Here is a 16616-nt window from a genome sequence, read left to right on the forward strand (position 1 = left end):
CTGAAACACCCCGCGCCTACATATCATAAGCTCAGGGTGTTTTTTCTTCCATAATCTTGACAGATAAGATGGAATCTGCTAGAATACAAATAGTAACTGTTATCATTATTACATCTTATAGAAGGAGATGCTATGAAAACTTTAAAGTATAGCCGTCAGAGGGAATCCATCAAAGCCAGTCTGATGAACCGACATGACCATCCTACGGCAGACGCCCTATACGCCAGCATCCGTGAAGAATTTCCCAATATCAGCTTGGGGACGGTCTATCGCAACCTGAACCTGCTGGTTGAAACCGGAGAGATAAAGAAACTGACCTGCGGAGACGGCGCTGACCATTTTGATGGTGATATCCGGCAGCATTATCATTTTGTATGTACGGAATGCAACCAGGTCTATGACATGGATTTAGGAGCCCTTGAGGAACTGAATCAGGAAGCCCAGGAGAACGCTCCGGGAATCATTGACAGCCACTATGTGCTGTTCTACGGCCGGTGTAAAAAATGTTTGGGAAAAAAAGTTGATAAAGGTATTGACAAACCGGCATAAATGATCTATATTAATATCAGTAACAATTACTATTATCAATTCAAGCAAAAATAACAAACCTGTTCCGGATGCCAGACATCCGGAACGTAACTTAAATAATGAAAAGGAAAAGGAGAATATTGATTATGAAGAAATGGGTATGTACAGTATGCGGTTATGTTTATGAGGGAGAGAATCCACCTGAGAAATGTCCACAGTGCGGTGTTCCTGCATCCAAGTTCAAAGAGCAGGAAGCTGACAAGATGGCATGGGCATGTGAGCATGAGGTTGGTGTTGCACAGGGTTCCCCTGAAGACATCATGATGGATTTAAGAGCTAATTTCGAGGGTGAATGTTCTGAGGTTGGTATGTATCTGGCCATGTCCAGAGTGGCTCACAGGGAAGGATATCCTGAGATCGGCCTGTACTGGGAAAAGGCAGCTTTTGAGGAAGCGGAGCACGCTGCCAAGTTTGCGGAGCTGTTAGGCGAGGTTGTTACCTCCTCCACTAAGAAGAACCTGGAGATGAGAGTAGCTGCTGAGAACGGCGCTACCGCAGGTAAGTTTGACCTGGCTAAGAGAGCAAAGGCCCTGAACCTGGATGCGATCCATGACACGGTTCATGAGATGGCTAAGGATGAGGCACGCCACGGCAAGGCATTTGCAGGACTGTTAGAGAGATACTTTGGTTAATAAAAGCGTCATGCCGCCGGCCTAATAGGCCGGCGGCATTTTTATGTTCTGTTTGATACCAATTGTCAGTATTTCAGAAGATTCCTATTGCATCTGGATATTATCTGTAAATCTTATACATACAGCTTTCACTTGAAAGCGTTTTTTGAATTATCCTATCACTTCTCTGCGTTATAATCAGCACACGCCTTTGTCACAATCGTTTCTACATCACTATTACTATCTGTTATAATCTCCTGAACCGCCATTGACAGCACTTCACTAAGTTTGCTGAAATCTACAGGAGCAACCCCTATCGTACCATTGGCGTCTACATAATCAACAAACCATTTTATCCGCTGTCCATTGGGATCTGTCTTAAAATAATCATCCTCCATAGCTGATTTACGGACAGGAACCTCCCCAGATACTTTCGCATAAGTGGACTGGCTGGAAGTTTCTACAAAATTTTTTATGTATTCCCACGCAAGTTCCGGATTTTTACTGTTTTTAGGTATTCCTAGTGCCCAATAGCTGATATAAGATGGTCCAGGAACCTCTCCTGTTTCGCTTGGCAAAGGCATTAACCTCAAATATTCTTCTCCAATACCTTCCAAATATTTGGAGGCCCGATGACTGCCATCCCAATACATAGCTGCACGCCCGGCCGTGAACATATCAGATGTTTCATCATATTTTAGACTGGCCACATTACTAGGAACTACCTTATATTCAAATACCATGGATTTAATCAGATAGAATGCCTTCATTGCTTCAGGTGAGTCAAATACGGCCTTCCCATTATTGTCCAGCAGCTTTCCCCCAAAACTTTCAACCATGGGCTGAAGATAATCCACTGCTGCTGGCTGGGCTGCCGACCCCCAAAACATAAACCCTGATGCTGCACTGCTGTTCATTTTTTCTGCTGCAACAAGGAACTCATCCCAAGTAGTCGGATCTTTTGTAATGCCAGCTTCTTTCATCAGATCATCCCGCACATAAACGCCATAGGGTATAATAGACATAGGAAGCGCATACTTTTTCCCGTTATAAGTACCAATTTCATCCCATAGAAGAAAATCTTCTTTTGTTGCCTCATCAAAGTCTCTTTCTATGAAATCATCCAGAGGCATTAAAGCATCTGCATTTGCCTCTACACTCAAAGACTGCATTCTAACAAATGTTACATCTGGCGGATTTCCCGACTCTACTCCTACAAGAAGCTTTGGTTCAACCTGCTCCCAGCCTACAATTTCCGTAGTCAATCCATACCCTGTCTTCTCGGTAAATGTTTTCAGCACTTCTCCCGCCCCTTGTTCTCTTGGTGAATCTCCTCCCGGCTTCAGAAATCCAAGCAATGAGATAGTCTTTGCGTCATCTGCTACCGAAGCATTTTGCCCTGACTCAGCGCCCTGGGTTGCATCCCCTGGCGAAACACTTTGAGTTTCTGTCCCTCCGCAGGCCACCATGGATATTGCCATCATACAAGATAACCACATGCCAACAATACTTTTTTTCATTAATCCTTCTCCTTTCAATTAATATATTATAAGTGTTTGATAAACATCTCAAACCTTTAATTTTATGCCATATCAGCTGGAACTAAGAGTTCCTGCCGTCATCCCTTGAACAAAATATTTCTGCAGCATTAGAAATACAATAAGAATAGGTAATATAGAAATAATACTTGCTGCAGATAAAGCCCCCCATTCAACGCCATAATCAGTCTGGAACAAATGTAGAGCTACAGGAAGGGTCCTCATATCCTGTGATTTTGTCAGGTTTAAAGCTAAAATAAATTCATTCCAGGCATTTGTAGCTGCAATAATCCCTCCTGCGATCAATGACGGCTTCATTATTGGCACGATTACACGCCAGAATGCTCCCCAGGAATTGCATCCATCCAACTTTGCAGCTTCCTCAAGGCTTTTAGGTATAGTACGGTAATAAGACTGCATCAACCATGTAACCAGAGGAATTATAAATGCTGAATATACAAATACCAATATAATATATGTATCCAAAAGCCCCAAGCGATTGGCCATAAAGTACATAGGCATTGCATTCGCAAATCTTCCTACCGCCATTCCTGTTAAAATCATAAACATAATAAATCCTTTTCCTGGAAAATGAAATCTAGCAGCCCCATACCCAGCAAACATAGAAACTAACAAAGTTACCGCAATAGATAATACAGTAACAATTGTACTGTTAAGCATAAATCTGAGAAAGTTATCCTGCGTAAGTACCTTTATATAATTATGTAAAGTAACCCGCTTGGGTAAAAGACTGGGCGGATACGATAATATCTCTCCTGTCTCCTTAAGGGACGTACTAATCGTCCATAAAAAAGGTACCAGAGTCAGGATAACAAACATTAATAAAACAATCTGGACAATTATTTTTCCCATAAATTTCCGACTCATAGTTTTACCTCTCTCCTAATAGTAGTCTTCTTCCGAAATCATTTTTTTATAAAAGAAAACAAATACCAAATTAATTACCAACATTACAGTAGTAAGAGCCGATGACAGCGGTATGTTAAAAAATGTGAATGTCTCTTTGTACAGCCTAATACTTAATATTTCCGTGGTATAGATAGGTCCGCCGCCAGTCATGGAAAGAACAAAGGATACGATATTAAAAAAACTCATAGTCAATACAATAATCATTACCAGCACAACTGATCGGATAAGTGGTAGGATGACATACCAGATACGTTGTAATTTAGAACATCCATCCACGAGAGCCGCATCCTCCAGTTCCACTGGAATTGCCGACAAAGCGGCTAGGATCATCACCAGGGAAAAACCTAGCGAACGCCACGCATTTAGAACCGTTACCGTTATTAAAGGCGTAATCCTTCCTTCAAAGAAATTTGGCAGAACTATTCCCAGCATATCACTCCAGTAATATATAATACTCATCTGCGGATTCAACACCCATGTCCACATTAATGCAAGGACCACCTCATTTGTCACCCAGGGAATCAAAATGATAGTACGGTAGATTGAATTAAGCTTTCCTGGTTTCCGAATAAGCAACGCCAGAATAAATCCTGCCACAAGGGCCAAAATAATGCCTCCTATCGTAAAAAACAGAGAGTTAAAAATATTGATCCAGAATCTTGTATCTCGCATCAGTTTTACATATTGTCCAAATCCTACAAATTTTACTTTTTGGAATATATTGCTTTCATACAAGCTGTAATCAAAAGCAAACACCAGTGGGAATACGGTTGCCAGACTGACAATAATAAATGCAGGTGCAATCCACAAATATCCTTCCTTTGATCTTTTTATGTCAGCCCACAGTTTTTTCTTTTCCATATCCATCGCCTCCCTGACGTTTGAATATTACACCCTGGTCTTCTAATAACCGGTGCAACTCGCCTGTATCAATATCGTGAATATCCTCCAGCCCCTTTGCAACTGCCAGCGCCGCTGCACTTCCTGCTCCCTGTCCTCCAACCATACAGGGTCCTATTCCTCTAGCTGCAGACTGCGCCTCGAATGTTGCAGATATGCATTTTCCCGCTACAATCAGATTCGACAGAGAACAAGTAAGGCTCCGCAACGGAATATCGTAAGCCCCATCGCTGTCAACTTTAAATTCCCTAGTAGAAGGAATATGTACACACCCATCAGGATCGTGGAAGTTAGGCGGATATGCCCCCATACCTACTGCATCATCAAACAATCGATGTTCAATGATATCGTCCATAGTCAATACGTAATCACCTATCATACGCCGGGCTTCCCTTGCCGCCAGGTCATAGATTTCCGCAATATACGCATTCTGAAATCCATCCACGTGTTTCTTTAAATATTCCACAACCCGGAATGCTTCTTCTCTCAGAAGGAAACTGGCACGGCTGACCTCCATGATATCCAAAGGATTAATGCTGGCACTGGTACAGTTAAGAATTACATCATCATTTTTACCGTGGTAATAAATTCCAAGGGACCTGGGCATATAATCAAATCCATCCAGCTTCCAGGGACACCAGTATTCGATTCCTCTGCGTATTCCTCCTGTTTCTTTTCGCCATGGATCATGATTATCTATATTAATGTACCGGTTAAGGAATTGCTCATACCGATCCATTTCCACCCCAAATACCCGGAACATATTAGAGGTACATTGCGTAATACCATGGGTTCCATGCTCCCATCTGACTCCCGCCATATTGGCCAGCATCAGTTCTCCTGTTGTATCAATAAAATATTTAGCCGCAAGCTTCTGCCTTCCAAGCCTGGATACTACCTCAATTTCTTTAATTTTTCCATTTACCAACCTGACATCGCTGAGGATGGAGAACAACATAATATCACAACCCGCATGATAAAGTTCTTTTTCAGTTACATACCTGGCAGTTTCAGGATCCACAGAAGCAAGCCCTGTGATCCATTTGTCTCCATCTCCATGATATTGGAAATAACCTCTCCCTGCAATTTCCTGACATTTTTTTACCAGTTCATCGGGTATACCTCCAATCACCTGTTGAAAATTATTGTCAAAGAACCCTCCCCAGGTCATTCCAATAGATGACAATCCACCCATATGGGCACTGGCCTCCACAATAAGGACTTTTTTGCAGCCATTTCTTGCTGCAGCCAGAGCAGCTACAACACCTGCAGTCCCTCCGCCTACTACTATTATGTCATATATTAACATAATGTTACCTCCCGGCTAATCATCAAAGATAACGCTCTGCTCTTTAAGAATCTGCCGCAATTTTTTTATATCCAAACTATGAATATCTTCTATACCGCTTTCTGCTGCAAGAGCTGCCGCCGTACCAGCCCCCTGGCCTTCTACCATACATGGTCCAATGCCTCTAGTTGCAGACTGAGCTTCAAAAGTAGCAGATATACATTTTCCCGCTACAATAAGGTTTGCAACAGAGGATGTAAGGCAACGCAAAGGGATATCGTATGCTCCATCACTCCCGGAATCAAATTCTCTTGTGCTTGGAATATGTACGGTTCCAGTCGGTGAATGTACATCTGGAGGATACGCTCCCATACCGATGGCATCTTCAAAATGCTTATGGCTTACAATATCCTCCATGGTTAAAATATAGTCTCCACACATTCGGCGTGTTTCTCTGGCAGCAAGATCATAAACTGCTGTGATATAAGCATTTTCAAATCCAGCCACATTGTGCTTCAGATAATCTACCACATGGAATGCCTCTTCCCTTAACTGATAGCTGGCTTTGCTTATCTCCATAATATCCAACGGATTAATATAAGTACTGGTACAGTTTAGAATTACATCATCATTCTTTCCATGGTAATAAATTCCCAGGGATTTTGGCATATTTTCGAACCCATCAGGTTTCCATGGACACCAATACTCAATTCCCCTTCGAATAGCACCGGTTTCTTTTTTCCAAGGATCCTGATTATCTGTATTGATATACCGGTCAAGAAAGGCTTCATATTTATCCATATCAACACCCAATACCCGAAACATATTGGAAGTACTCTGCGTAATACTTTCATCACTTCCATGCTTCCATTTTACACCGGCCATATCGGCCAGAATTAATTCTCCTGTGGCATCTATAAAATAATCAGCGCTTACTTGTTGCTTCCCTAGTCTTGATACAACCTCAATATGGCGTATTCTTCCATTCTCCATTTTCACATTATCTAGTATAGAAAATAACATAACATCACAGCCTGCATCATAAAGCTCTTTTTCCATCACATATCTGGCTGTTTCAGGGTCTACAGATGCCAGACCTGTTATCCATTTATCCCCATCTCCATGATACTGAAAATAGCCACGGCCAGCTATTTCTTTGCATTTCTTCACTAGCTCATTGGGAATGCCTCCGATTACCTGTCTGTAATTATTGTCAAAAAAACCTCCCCAAGTCATTCCGATAGCAGACAATCCTCCAACATAAGAACCAGCCTCAATAAGAAGTACTCTCAACCGTCCTCCTTCAGCCGCGGCCAGGGCTGCCACAGCACCTGCTGTACCCCCTCCTACAATCACAACATCGTACTCCAACATAATAGAACCTCCTTGTATTTTCTTTCCTTATACATTTTTAAACAGCAGAATAAATGCAGCTATTGTCATAGGAACAAATAAATTCACGTCCGGAAATGCCTGTACTTTTGCCGAAATAATTACTGCAAGATCCGAGGCAGCTGCCATAGGGCTTCTTTCATTGCTGGTAAATGCAATGGTTCTTATTCCATATTGAACCGCCTGTTCCACCATATTAAGGGCTGCTTCCGACTCCCCAGTATCGGAAATCACCAATGCCAGACCTGTTTTTCCAGAAGGAACTGGAAGAGGATTTCCTCTGTAAGCAGCATATCCATCTCCCTTTACTATGATATGACGAACCATAAAATCCACAGCCGCCATCACTTCCTCAGGACCAAACACAGAGATAACTGTCTTTCTACTCTCCTGAAAATACTCACAGAAACTTTGTTGCAAAAAAACGCTGAAATTTTTTATTACCCCTTTTAATGCCTCCTCAGTTACAGTAATTTGGGGGTTGCCTTCCTCTGCCTGGGAATGGCGTAAAAAGAATAATAAATCTCGATATCCGCTAAAGCCCATCTTTTTTGCTAACTTAACCAGTAATGCCTGGGATACAAAATTTCTTCTGGCAACTGCATTGATCGTCATATCCTTGTCGTCTTCCTGTACATCATTTTTAATTGAATTCAAAACATCCTTTTCCAAAACAGAAAGTCGTTCGATCATAATCTTCTGCATGATTCTTTTTCCTTTTCCTATAGAAGCTATCGTTAAGTATCACTAATTGTGAATGTTGGAGGGGGGTATATTTTCTATCTTTTTATTTTTTACGGCTTAATTATATATTTTTAAAGTACTATTTTCAATATTTGGCAAGAATCTATGTGCTTTTTCATGGATTCGTGAGAAAATTCACTTTTATATTTCGCAACATTAAGATTTAGACCTTTCTATAACCATTTACACATCCAAGATGGGGATCTTTATACTTACTTTTACAATTAGGAATTTTAGGAGGTATATTTTGGCTAATAAAGCCATCTGCCGCCAATTGTCATAGAATCTTCAGAAATATTTCCTTGAACAAGGCCTGCATCTGTGCTAGAGTGTGTTTGAATCAAGATGGGAGGTCATTTTTTGATACAGAACATACTTTGTTTTCTGGAGGGATCAGCCGGGACATATCCGGATAAACCGGCTTTTTCCGATGAGCATACAAGCCTGACATACAGGGAGCTGTTGGAGCTGTCCCGCCGGATCGGCACCTATCTCGGCCAGCGGTCCGGTCCGCGCCGTCCTATCCCTGTGATGACTGAAAAGAACGTATTTGCCCTGGGCGCCTTTATGGGTGCTGTGACAGCCGGATGCTTCTATGTATATCTGGATCCCAGTCAGCCGGCCAAACGTCTGAACCGGATTCTGGACAGCCTTCAGGCCCAGTGGATGATCGCGGACAGTGAAAGCCTTAACATAGCTGGAGATATCACATTTTCCGGAGAAATAATAGACCTTGAAACACTGAAAGCCCTGCCGCCTGGCAGCACGGACTCCGGCCTTCTGGCATCCATCCGTAGCCAGTCCCTGGATACGGACCCTCTGTACGGGATTTTTACCTCAGGTTCCACAGGCACGCCCAAGGGAGTGGTGGTGGGTCACCGCTCAGTGATCGATTTTATAGGACATTTTACAGACATGTTCCATATCACGTCCCAAGATGTGATCGGCAACCAGGCCCCCTTTGATTTTGATGTTTCCGTAAAGGATATTTACTCCACCCTTAAAACCGGTGCGACCATGGAAATCATACCAAAGCGGCTGTTCTCCATCCCCACCGGGCTTTTGGATTACCTCTGCCAAAAGCAGGTCACCACAGCCATCTGGGCCGTTTCCGCCCTGTGCATCATCACTACCCTGAACGGTTTTACTTACCGTGTGCCCACACACCTGGATAAAATACTGTTCAGCGGGGAGGTCATGCCGGTCAAACACCTGAACACGTGGAGGAAGTATCTTCCCCATGCCATGTTTGTCAATCTGTACGGTCCCACTGAAATCACCTGCAACTGCACATACTATGTGATAGACCGGGATTTTGAACCGGGAAGTACGATTCCCATGGGAACTGCATTTCCCAATGAAAAGGTATTTCTGCTGGATGAGGAGGACCATCTTGTGACCACTCCCCACAGACAGGGGGAGGTCTGCGTGGCAGGCACCGCCCTGGCCCTTGGATATTACAGGGACCCGCAGCGGACCGGTGCATCCTTTGTACAGAATCCCCTAAACCAGTCATACCCTGAGATCATCTACCGCACGGGCGACATGGCCTGTTACGGCCCGGATGGCCTTTTGTATTTCCAGGCAAGAAAAGATTTCCAAATCAAACACATGGGGCACAGGATCGAACTGGGTGAGATCGAGACAGCCCTTATGGCCGTGGAGGGTGTTACCAGGGCCGTATGCATTTTCCTGGAGGAAAAAAACAAGATTGCTGCATTCTATGAAGGGAATGCCCATAAAAGGCAGATTGCCGCCGGGCTGGAACCGCTGCTGCCCCGCTATATGTTCCCAAATATTTACAAAAATCTGGATCAACTCCCGCTTACAAAGAATGGGAAAATTGACCGGAAGGCCCTGAGGGAACTCTGCGTCTAGTGTACTTCCAGAATCTCCGGGTACTCAGATTTGTGCGTGACTGGCGAAAAATCAGCCGCAAAGATGGATGCCGGAGGGATTCCGAGAGCACGCTCTGAAAAAGGAGGTTTTATGGACGATCAGATACTGCAAACAGCCGCTGATATGTACGGCACGCCGTCCTATGTCTTTGACCTGGATGAATTCCATCAACGTATACGGCATATGAAAGAAATATTGGGCCATGAGATAAAGATCTGCTATGCAATGAAAGCCAACCCCTTCCTGGCAGCCACATCCGCCCAGGCAGCCGATGGTCTTGAGGTGTGCTCTCCCGGGGAATACGCCATCTGCCGGCGGGCGGGCGTCCCCGGGAAGAAGATCGTACTATCCGGCGTTAACAAAGAACCGCAGCAGATCCTGGAAGTGATGGGGGAGGGAGGGGCTGCGGCCTTTACCGCCGAGTCCCTGTACCAGCTTCAGATCCTGGAAGCATGTGCTGCACAGGAATCCGGCCAGAGAACCGCGCAAAAATCCGCTGTCCCTGTCCTGCTGCGCCTGACCAGCGGAAACCAGTTTGGGATGGATGAGGAGACGGTCCGGGCCATTATCCGGGACCGCGGCTCTTATCCCCACCTGGATTTTATAGGACTTCAGTACTACTCAGGAACCCAGAAGAAACAGATGTCCAAGCTAAAAAAAGAATTGGAGTACCTGGATGGGGTCCTGGCCGGGATCCGGGAGGAACTGGTGTATGAACTTCGTGAACTGGAATATGGACCGGGTCTCTCTATTCCATACTTTGAGGGCCAGGAAATCCAGGATGAGGATCTTATGCTCAGGGAATTTCGGGATTTCCTTGACCAAATGGAATTTACGGGAACCATAACCCTGGAAGCCGGCCGGTTCCTGGCAGCCCCCTGCGGCAGCTATATCACCCAGGTGGTTGACCTTAAGCGCAGTCAGGGACAAAATTACTGCATTGTGGACGGAGGCATCCACCATGTGAACTATTACGGACAGGCCATGGCCATGAAGATCCCGCTCCACCGCTTTATGCCCCGGCAGGCCTCAGGAAGACGGGAGGAAGAACGATGGACGGTCTGCGGATCCCTGTGCACTTCCGGAGATATGCTGGTCAAGAATCTTCCCCTGCCCGATCCGGCAATGGGGGATCTTTTGGTCTTTGACCGCATCGGCGCCTATTCTGTGACGGAAGGGATCTACCTGTTCCTGAGCAGAAGGCTGCCCAGGATCCTGACCTATACAGAAGCGGACGGGCTTTGCCTGGTGCGCAGGGATCTGCCCACGGATCCGCTCAATGACGGCAGTATCCATATCGATCAATTATAAAAGGAGAATAAAACATGGATGAATTATTAGAAATTTTAGAGGATATCAAACCCAATGTGGATTTTAAGACCTGCACGGACCTGATTGACGGTGGGTATCTGGATTCCTTTGATATCCTCTCCATTGTCAGCGAATTAAACGATGCATTTGGCGTTGAGATCTCACCTGTGGATATTGTACCTGGCAACTTCAACTCCGCAGACGCTTTGTGGAAAATGGTACAGCGTCTGGGCGATGACTAACAGAGGGAGGACGGGATGTCTTTTCTCTCAATGAACTTCCTTCTTTTCCTGGCTGCAGCCGCCCTGGGATATTATCTGATTCCGGGACGGCTTCAGTGGGTATGGCTTCTTTTGTTCAGTTACCTGTTCTACCTGGCTTCAGGCACATGGGCGGCGGTGTTTATCCTTACCACCACCCTCACCACCTTTCTCGGGGGCCTGTGCCTGGAAAGGGCGGATCTCAGACTGGCTCTGATCCTAAGATCCATAGAGAACCCCATACCCCGGCAGAAAAAGATATTAAAAGAGCGTTACCGCAAGTACAAGAAATGGATCACAGCCGCTGTGCTCCTTATTAATTTCGGCATACTGGCTGTTTTAAAATACCGCAACTTTGCGGTGGAAAACATAAGCCGGATGTTCGGCGCCCCCTATACCCCGGGAAATCTTCTGCTTCCCCTGGGTATTTCCTTTTATACCTTCCAGTCCATGGGGTATCTCATTGATGTTTACAGAGGGAAATATCCTCCTGACCACAACCCCTTCCGCTTTGCCCTGTTCGTATCATTTTTCCCGCAGATCCTTCAGGGTCCCATCGGACGCTATGACCGGCTGTCAGATCAGCTCTTTGGCCAGAGGACCTTCTGTCTTTCACGGATCGAAAGCGGGCTGCAGCTGATGCTTTGGGGATATTTTAAGAAAATAGTCATTGCGGACCGGGCCGCGGTCATTGTAAACCAGGTGTTCGGCAATTACGAATCCTACGGGGGGATCGTGGTCATTACAGCGGTCCTGTTTTATTCCATTCAGCTGTACGGTGATTTCTCCGGAGGCATGGATGTGGTGATGGGCGCTGCAGAGTGCTTTGGCATTTCCCTGGACGCCAACTTTAAACGTCCCTATTTTGCGCGGTCCATCTCGGATTTCTGGCACCGCTGGCACATTACCCTGGGCACATGGATGAAAGACTATGTATTCTATCCCTTTTCTCTTTCCAAGGGCATGAATAAGTTTGGAAAATACTGTAAGAACCACTGTGGAAAACATATAGGCCGTGTCCTTCCGGTGTGTATAGCCAACCTGCTGGTGTTTTTCCTTGTGGGCGTATGGCATGGACCTGCATGGAAATATATTGTTTACGGCCTCTATAACGGCGTGATCATTGCTGCCAGCAACCTGTTTGCCCCCTGTTACCAGAAGGCAGCCAAATCCCTCCGCGTCCCGGCGGAATCCAGGGCCTGGATGGTGGTCCAGATCCTGCGGACCTTTATACTGGTGAATATCAGCTGGTATTTTGACATGGCACCAAGTCTTGGGGCTGCCCTGACCATGATGAAGAACACGGTGAGTGGATTTTCCCTTTCCGCGCTCACAGATGGAAGCCTGTTAGATCTGGGGTTGGACAAAAAGGATTACGTGGCCCTTGCTCTATCCTGCGGGGTCTTGTTTGCTGTCAGTTTTTTCCAGGAAAACCATATGGAAATAAGAAAGACCCTGGCCAGACAGCCCCTGGCCGCCAGGTGGAGCGTGTATCTTCTCCTGCTCTTTGCCATTCCCCTTCTGGGGCAGATCAATCTAACGGGAGGAGGTTTTATCTATGCCCAGTTCTAATTGGCTAAAAGCCGCCAGGGCTGTCCTGTTCCCGGCCCTTTGCCTGGGGATTACCCTGGCGCTCAATTATGCCCTTATTCCTCCCGGTTCCGTGAGGATCAATCTTCACAACCTGAGGAATGGACAGGACTATGACACGGTATTCATCGGGACTTCCCACGGACAGTATGGAATCGATCCCGGAACCATGGACCGGGACGGGATCAGTTCCGTCAGCCTGTGCATGGCAGACGCCTATCCGGATGATATGTACTACCTGCTGCGTCTGGCCGCTGAGACCCAGAACCCGTCTCAGGTGGTGTATGAGCTGGACCCATCCTACTGGATGAATGAGCAGCGCAGCGGTTCCACCGAGATATTCTTTTACCAGGACTTCCCTCCATCCGCCGCAAAGTTCCTCTATTTCATGGACAAAATAGCAGGGCTGGATTTCCGCTCCACCCTGGCGCCCTGGAGCTATTACCGGAATCTTTACGCCCAGATACCGTCCAATATACAAAAGAAGCTAAGTCCCGCCTACCGAAGCTACGATCCCACCATACTGGATGTCCCTGCCGGCCATTACGGAGGACGGGGATTCATCTACCGCAACCGGGTGGAGGGCGAAGACAAGGGAACCTTTAACAATATTCCCTGGGATGAAAGCCGGGTCAAGGAAAAGGCACTCCGGTATTTTGACCGCATCGCGGCATTTTGCAAGGACAGGGACATAGAGCTGATCGTCATCACCACCCCTGTCCCCCTTGACACCCTTTCCCAGTTTGAGGAATCCTATCAGGCCTCCCATGAATATTTTACCGGCCTAATGGAACGCTACGGCCTGAAGTACTACAACTTTAACTACATGAATCCCCAGCTTATGGACCGTACCATGGAGGGATACTGGGATTATGACGGACACATGGACGGAATTAAAGCCCGGGAATACAGCACCATACTTGGAAGGTTCCTTGCAGATATAAAAAACAAGGAAATGGACCCGGAAAAATATTTCTCCTATACTCCTTAAAATATTGGTTGACAAACCGGATAAAATGGTATATATTGATATTAGTAACAATTACTATTATCAATTACGAACTATAAATATATGGGAAAAAGGAGAATATTGATTATGAAAAAATGGGTATGTACAGTATGCGGTTATGTTTATGAGGGAGAGAATCCACCTGAGAAGTGTCCACAGTGCGGTGTTCCTGCATCCAAGTTCAAAGAGCAGGAAGCTGACAAGATGGCATGGGCATGCGAGCACGAGGTTGGTGTTGCACAGGGTTCCCCTGAAGATATCATGATGGATTTAAGAGCTAATTTCGAGGGCGAGTGCTCCGAGGTTGGCATGTACCTGGCCATGTCCAGAGTGGCCCACAGGGAAGGATATCCTGAGATTGGTATGTACTGGGCTCAGGCAGCTTTTGAGGAAGCAGAGCACGCCGCCAAGTTCGCGGAGCTGTTAGGCGAGGTTGTTACCTCCTCCACCAAGAAGAACCTGGAGATGAGAGTGGCTGCTGAGAACGGCGCTACTGCCGGCAAGTTCGACCTGGCCAAGAGAGCAAAGGCCCTGAACCTGGATGCGATCCATGACACGGTTCATGAGATGGCTAAGGATGAGGCACGCCACGGCAAGGCGTTTGAAGGTCTGCTACAGAGGTACTTTGGCTAATATATAAAAATTTCATCAGAATAAACATCCCAGCCCGTACCAGAATAGCGGAATACGGACTGCGGCGCACCGCAAGGCGGGCAGGCCCCCATACTCGGGGATCCTGCCCACTTTTTTTGGAAATGCCGGGGAACCCTATCCCATCTCCATTCCTATTTTCTTAAAACCTGCAATCGCTGCCCCCACAATACCGTTGGCCGGCGATGGTTGGGAGAAATAGATCTGAAGGTTCTCAGCCGGATACGGCTTTCTCGTATGCTCCAGTATACAGCGTACCAGCTTTTCCCTTGGAAATGACTTCATCTGTACAATCCCGCCTCCGATCACCACTGCCTCGGGGTCAAGTATATTGATCTCCGCCACCACCGGAATGGACATGGCTTGTACAAATTCGTCCAGCACCTGCGTGTGCCCCCATTGGGTGAACAGATCCCCGATCCCGGTATGGGGAAAATGGGCTTTCTGCAATTGCTCCAGGGCTTTTCCGCAGCAGTACATCTCCACACATCCCTTATTGCCGCAGCTGCACGGGCGTTGCTCAAGTCCCATCTGTATATGGCCCACCTCGGCAGCCGTGCCGTTCTTGCCAATAAAAGGACGTCCGTTTATGTAGATCGCATTTCCCATTCCCGTGCCAAAATAAAAGCCTGCCACTGCTCCCTCTGAAGGCAGCTTAAGCTGCCATATGTCATTGGCCAGCAGATAATATGCATCATGGTCTATGATGACCGGTATGCCCAGCCTATCTTCCAGCGCCTCCACAATATCCACACCATCCAGTCCCGGAAAATTGGTGGATGAATACAGTCTGCGTCTGTGCCTGTCCACAACAGAGGGAAATCCTGCCGCCACCATCACAGGGACACGGCCATTTGAATTTCTCCTGATATAATCCAGGATCACAGCGCCAAGGGCCTGGGGCGTGTCGTCCGCCTCATATACCTGTCTGGCCGGAATCACTTCAAGGGCTGACACAATGAGCGTTTCATCCACCAGCCCCATGCGCAGGTTGGTGCCGCCGATGTCCATGCCAAGTATCCTCCTGGCGCCCGCCCCAAGATCCAATCCCGATACGGCCTCGTCTTTTATCCCGTCTTTTATCCTGTCTCTTATCCCGTCTTCCATTCCGTCTCCTAATCCCTGGCGAGAATGTAGTTGGCATATTCCTTTAAAAGCGGCGTCTCCTTTTCAGTTATGATCGTGCACTCCGACAGCTCCATGGCTTTGCACATGGTGCGTTTTCCCGACTTTGAACTGTCTGCCAGCACGTAGATCTGCGCTGAATTTTCTTTTACGATCCGCTTTTTATTGGCCTCCCTGCTGTCAGGGGTATTGACACCGGACTGAAGGTCATACCCGGTAGCGCCAATAAAGGCTTTGTCAAAAAACATGTTCTTTAAACTGTTATCCGCCATGCTGCCCACAATAGACGCCGTGGACTTCAGTACATCCCCGCCAATCATTATTACATTGATCTCAGTTTCCAAAATGCTGGGAACCACCATTGCATTGGTTGTCACCACTGTTATCTTCTTATTCTTGAGATAAGGGATCATCTTTAAGCAGGTGGTTCCCGCATCGATATAAATGACCTCTCCATCGCCTACCAGCTGTGCCGCCGTCTTTGCAATGGCCTCTTTCTCCTTGATCTTATATAAGCCCCTGGAATTGATGGGAGTATCATAGGAGCCTGTTTTGATCTTGGCAGCTCCTCCCCGCAAAAGGACGATCTGCCCTTCCCCCTCCAATATCTTCAAATCCCTTCTGATCGTGGATTCCGAAACCCCGTTTAATGCTTTGGCAAAATCCCCAAGGGTTACCATATCCTGCTTTTCCAGTTCTGTAAGCAATATCTGCCGTCTTTCGTATGGAATCATCAGACCCCTCCCTGTATCTTTCACATCACTATTTACCTTAAAGTAT

At 46.4% G+C, this 16616-nt stretch carries 16 protein-coding genes; 8 read left to right on the forward strand and 8 right to left on the reverse strand.

Annotated features, from left to right (window positions below; all coding sequences use genetic code 11):
* The first annotated feature begins 132 nt into the window (after positions 1-132).
* Together ABID13_RS09210 and ABID13_RS09215 are read left to right on the forward strand one after the other, a co-directional pair.
* Positions 133-549: a Fur family transcriptional regulator gene (locus tag ABID13_RS09210; protein ID WP_045091402.1), complete on the forward strand. Its 417-nt coding sequence runs from the start codon at positions 133-135 to the stop codon at positions 547-549.
* A gap of 125 nt (positions 550-674) precedes the next feature.
* Entirely contained in the window at positions 675-1220 is a 546-nt protein-coding gene (locus ABID13_RS09215) for an NADH peroxidase (RefSeq protein WP_007862081.1), read from the forward strand.
* Between the two features lie 158 nt (positions 1221-1378).
* Here ABID13_RS09215 and ABID13_RS09220 read toward each other — a convergent pair whose 3' ends face one another.
* The 6 genes from ABID13_RS09220 to ABID13_RS09245 all read right to left on the reverse strand — a co-directional run bounded on the left by ABID13_RS09220 (position 1379) and on the right by ABID13_RS09245 (position 7952).
* A complete protein-coding gene (locus ABID13_RS09220; RefSeq protein ID WP_048929130.1) occupies positions 1379-2719 on the reverse strand; it encodes an ABC transporter substrate-binding protein in 1341 nt (446 codons plus the stop codon).
* A gap of 72 nt (positions 2720-2791) precedes the next feature.
* Positions 2792-3625 (reverse strand): carbohydrate ABC transporter permease, encoded by an 834-nt coding sequence (locus tag ABID13_RS09225; protein ID WP_048929131.1) that lies wholly within the window; start codon positions 3623-3625, stop codon positions 2792-2794.
* A 15-nt stretch (positions 3626-3640) separates the two neighbouring features.
* On the reverse strand, positions 3641-4528 hold the full coding sequence (locus ABID13_RS09230) for a carbohydrate ABC transporter permease (RefSeq protein WP_048929132.1): 888 nt from the start codon (positions 4526-4528) through the stop codon (positions 3641-3643).
* Positions 4503-5876 (reverse strand): FAD-dependent oxidoreductase, encoded by a 1374-nt coding sequence (locus tag ABID13_RS09235; protein ID WP_048929133.1) that lies wholly within the window; start codon positions 5874-5876, stop codon positions 4503-4505. Before ABID13_RS09235 ends, ABID13_RS09230 begins: the two co-directional genes overlap by 26 nt.
* Positions 5877-5891: 15 nt before the next feature.
* Positions 5892-7229: an FAD-dependent oxidoreductase gene (locus ABID13_RS09240; protein WP_048929134.1), complete on the reverse strand. Its 1338-nt coding sequence runs from the start codon at positions 7227-7229 to the stop codon at positions 5892-5894.
* A 27-nt stretch (positions 7230-7256) separates the two neighbouring features.
* Positions 7257-7952 carry a MurR/RpiR family transcriptional regulator gene (locus tag ABID13_RS09245; RefSeq protein ID WP_048929135.1) on the reverse strand — a complete coding sequence of 232 codons (696 nt, stop codon included), beginning with the start codon at positions 7950-7952 and terminating at the stop codon, positions 7257-7259.
* A gap of 399 nt (positions 7953-8351) precedes the next feature.
* Here ABID13_RS09245 and ABID13_RS09250 point away from each other — a divergent pair, with 399 nt between their 5' ends.
* The 6 genes from ABID13_RS09250 to ABID13_RS09275 all read left to right on the forward strand — a co-directional run bounded on the left by ABID13_RS09250 (position 8352) and on the right by ABID13_RS09275 (position 14693).
* Positions 8352-9869 carry an amino acid adenylation domain-containing protein gene (locus ABID13_RS09250; protein ID WP_048929136.1) on the forward strand — a complete coding sequence of 506 codons (1518 nt, stop codon included), beginning with the start codon at positions 8352-8354 and terminating at the stop codon, positions 9867-9869.
* 111 nt (positions 9870-9980) lie between these two features.
* Positions 9981-11201, forward strand: a complete 1221-nt coding sequence (locus ABID13_RS09255; RefSeq protein WP_048929137.1) for an alanine racemase — start codon at positions 9981-9983, stop codon at positions 11199-11201.
* A gap of 14 nt (positions 11202-11215) precedes the next feature.
* Positions 11216-11443: an acyl carrier protein gene (locus ABID13_RS09260; RefSeq protein WP_007862086.1), complete on the forward strand. Its 228-nt coding sequence runs from the start codon at positions 11216-11218 to the stop codon at positions 11441-11443.
* A 15-nt stretch (positions 11444-11458) separates the two neighbouring features.
* Positions 11459-13033, forward strand: a complete 1575-nt coding sequence (locus ABID13_RS09265) for an MBOAT family O-acyltransferase (protein ID WP_048929138.1) — start codon at positions 11459-11461, stop codon at positions 13031-13033.
* Positions 13020-14042 (forward strand): hypothetical protein, encoded by a 1023-nt coding sequence (locus ABID13_RS09270; protein ID WP_048929139.1) that lies wholly within the window; start codon positions 13020-13022, stop codon positions 14040-14042. The genes ABID13_RS09265 and ABID13_RS09270 overlap by 14 nt, the downstream gene beginning before the upstream one ends.
* Before the next feature lie 105 nt (positions 14043-14147).
* The gene (locus ABID13_RS09275) at positions 14148-14693 is read left to right on the forward strand and encodes an NADH peroxidase (RefSeq protein WP_007862106.1); all 546 of its coding nucleotides are present in this window, start codon (positions 14148-14150) and stop codon (positions 14691-14693) included.
* A gap of 135 nt (positions 14694-14828) precedes the next feature.
* Here ABID13_RS09275 and alsK read toward each other — a convergent pair whose 3' ends face one another.
* On the reverse strand, positions 14829-15818 hold the full coding sequence (gene alsK / locus ABID13_RS09280) for an allose kinase (RefSeq protein ID WP_048929140.1): 990 nt from the start codon (positions 15816-15818) through the stop codon (positions 14829-14831).
* 8 nt (positions 15819-15826) lie between these two features.
* Positions 15827-16570, reverse strand: coding sequence for a DeoR/GlpR family DNA-binding transcription regulator (locus tag ABID13_RS09285; RefSeq protein ID WP_007862109.1), 744 nt, complete (start codon positions 16568-16570; stop codon positions 15827-15829).
* Positions 16571-16616 lie beyond the last annotated feature (46 nt).

Source organism: Enterocloster citroniae (genome assembly GCF_040545455.1).
Taxonomy (GTDB): Bacteria; Bacillota; Clostridia; order Lachnospirales; family Lachnospiraceae; genus Enterocloster; species Enterocloster citroniae.

Excerpts from the sequence above, each read along its gene's own strand:
- ABID13_RS09210 (WP_045091402.1), top strand. The coding sequence starts at position 133 with ATGAAAACTTTAAAGTATAGCCGTCAGAGGGAATCCATCAAAGCCAGT.
- ABID13_RS09215 (WP_007862081.1), top strand. The coding sequence starts at position 675 with ATGAAGAAATGGGTATGTACAGTATGCGGTTATGTTTATGAGGGAGAG.
- ABID13_RS09220 (WP_048929130.1), bottom strand. The coding sequence starts at position 2,719 with ATGAAAAAAAGTATTGTTGGCATGTGGTTATCTTGTATGATGGCAATA.
- ABID13_RS09225 (WP_048929131.1), bottom strand. The coding sequence starts at position 3,625 with ATGAGTCGGAAATTTATGGGAAAAATAATTGTCCAGATTGTTTTATTA.
- ABID13_RS09230 (WP_048929132.1), bottom strand. The coding sequence starts at position 4,528 with ATGGAAAAGAAAAAACTGTGGGCTGACATAAAAAGATCAAAGGAAGGA.
- ABID13_RS09235 (WP_048929133.1), bottom strand. The coding sequence starts at position 5,876 with ATGTTAATATATGACATAATAGTAGTAGGCGGAGGGACTGCAGGTGTT.
- ABID13_RS09240 (WP_048929134.1), bottom strand. The coding sequence starts at position 7,229 with ATGTTGGAGTACGATGTTGTGATTGTAGGAGGGGGTACAGCAGGTGCT.
- ABID13_RS09245 (WP_048929135.1), bottom strand. The coding sequence starts at position 7,952 with ATGCAGAAGATTATGATCGAACGACTTTCTGTTTTGGAAAAGGATGTT.
- ABID13_RS09255 (WP_048929137.1), top strand. The coding sequence starts at position 9,981 with ATGGACGATCAGATACTGCAAACAGCCGCTGATATGTACGGCACGCCG.
- ABID13_RS09260 (WP_007862086.1), top strand. The coding sequence starts at position 11,216 with ATGGATGAATTATTAGAAATTTTAGAGGATATCAAACCCAATGTGGAT.
- ABID13_RS09265 (WP_048929138.1), top strand. The coding sequence starts at position 11,459 with ATGTCTTTTCTCTCAATGAACTTCCTTCTTTTCCTGGCTGCAGCCGCC.
- ABID13_RS09270 (WP_048929139.1), top strand. The coding sequence starts at position 13,020 with ATGCCCAGTTCTAATTGGCTAAAAGCCGCCAGGGCTGTCCTGTTCCCG.
- ABID13_RS09275 (WP_007862106.1), top strand. The coding sequence starts at position 14,148 with ATGAAAAAATGGGTATGTACAGTATGCGGTTATGTTTATGAGGGAGAG.
- alsK (WP_048929140.1), bottom strand. The coding sequence starts at position 15,818 with ATGGAAGACGGGATAAGAGACAGGATAAAAGACGGGATAAAAGACGAG.
- ABID13_RS09285 (WP_007862109.1), bottom strand. The coding sequence starts at position 16,570 with ATGATTCCATACGAAAGACGGCAGATATTGCTTACAGAACTGGAAAAG.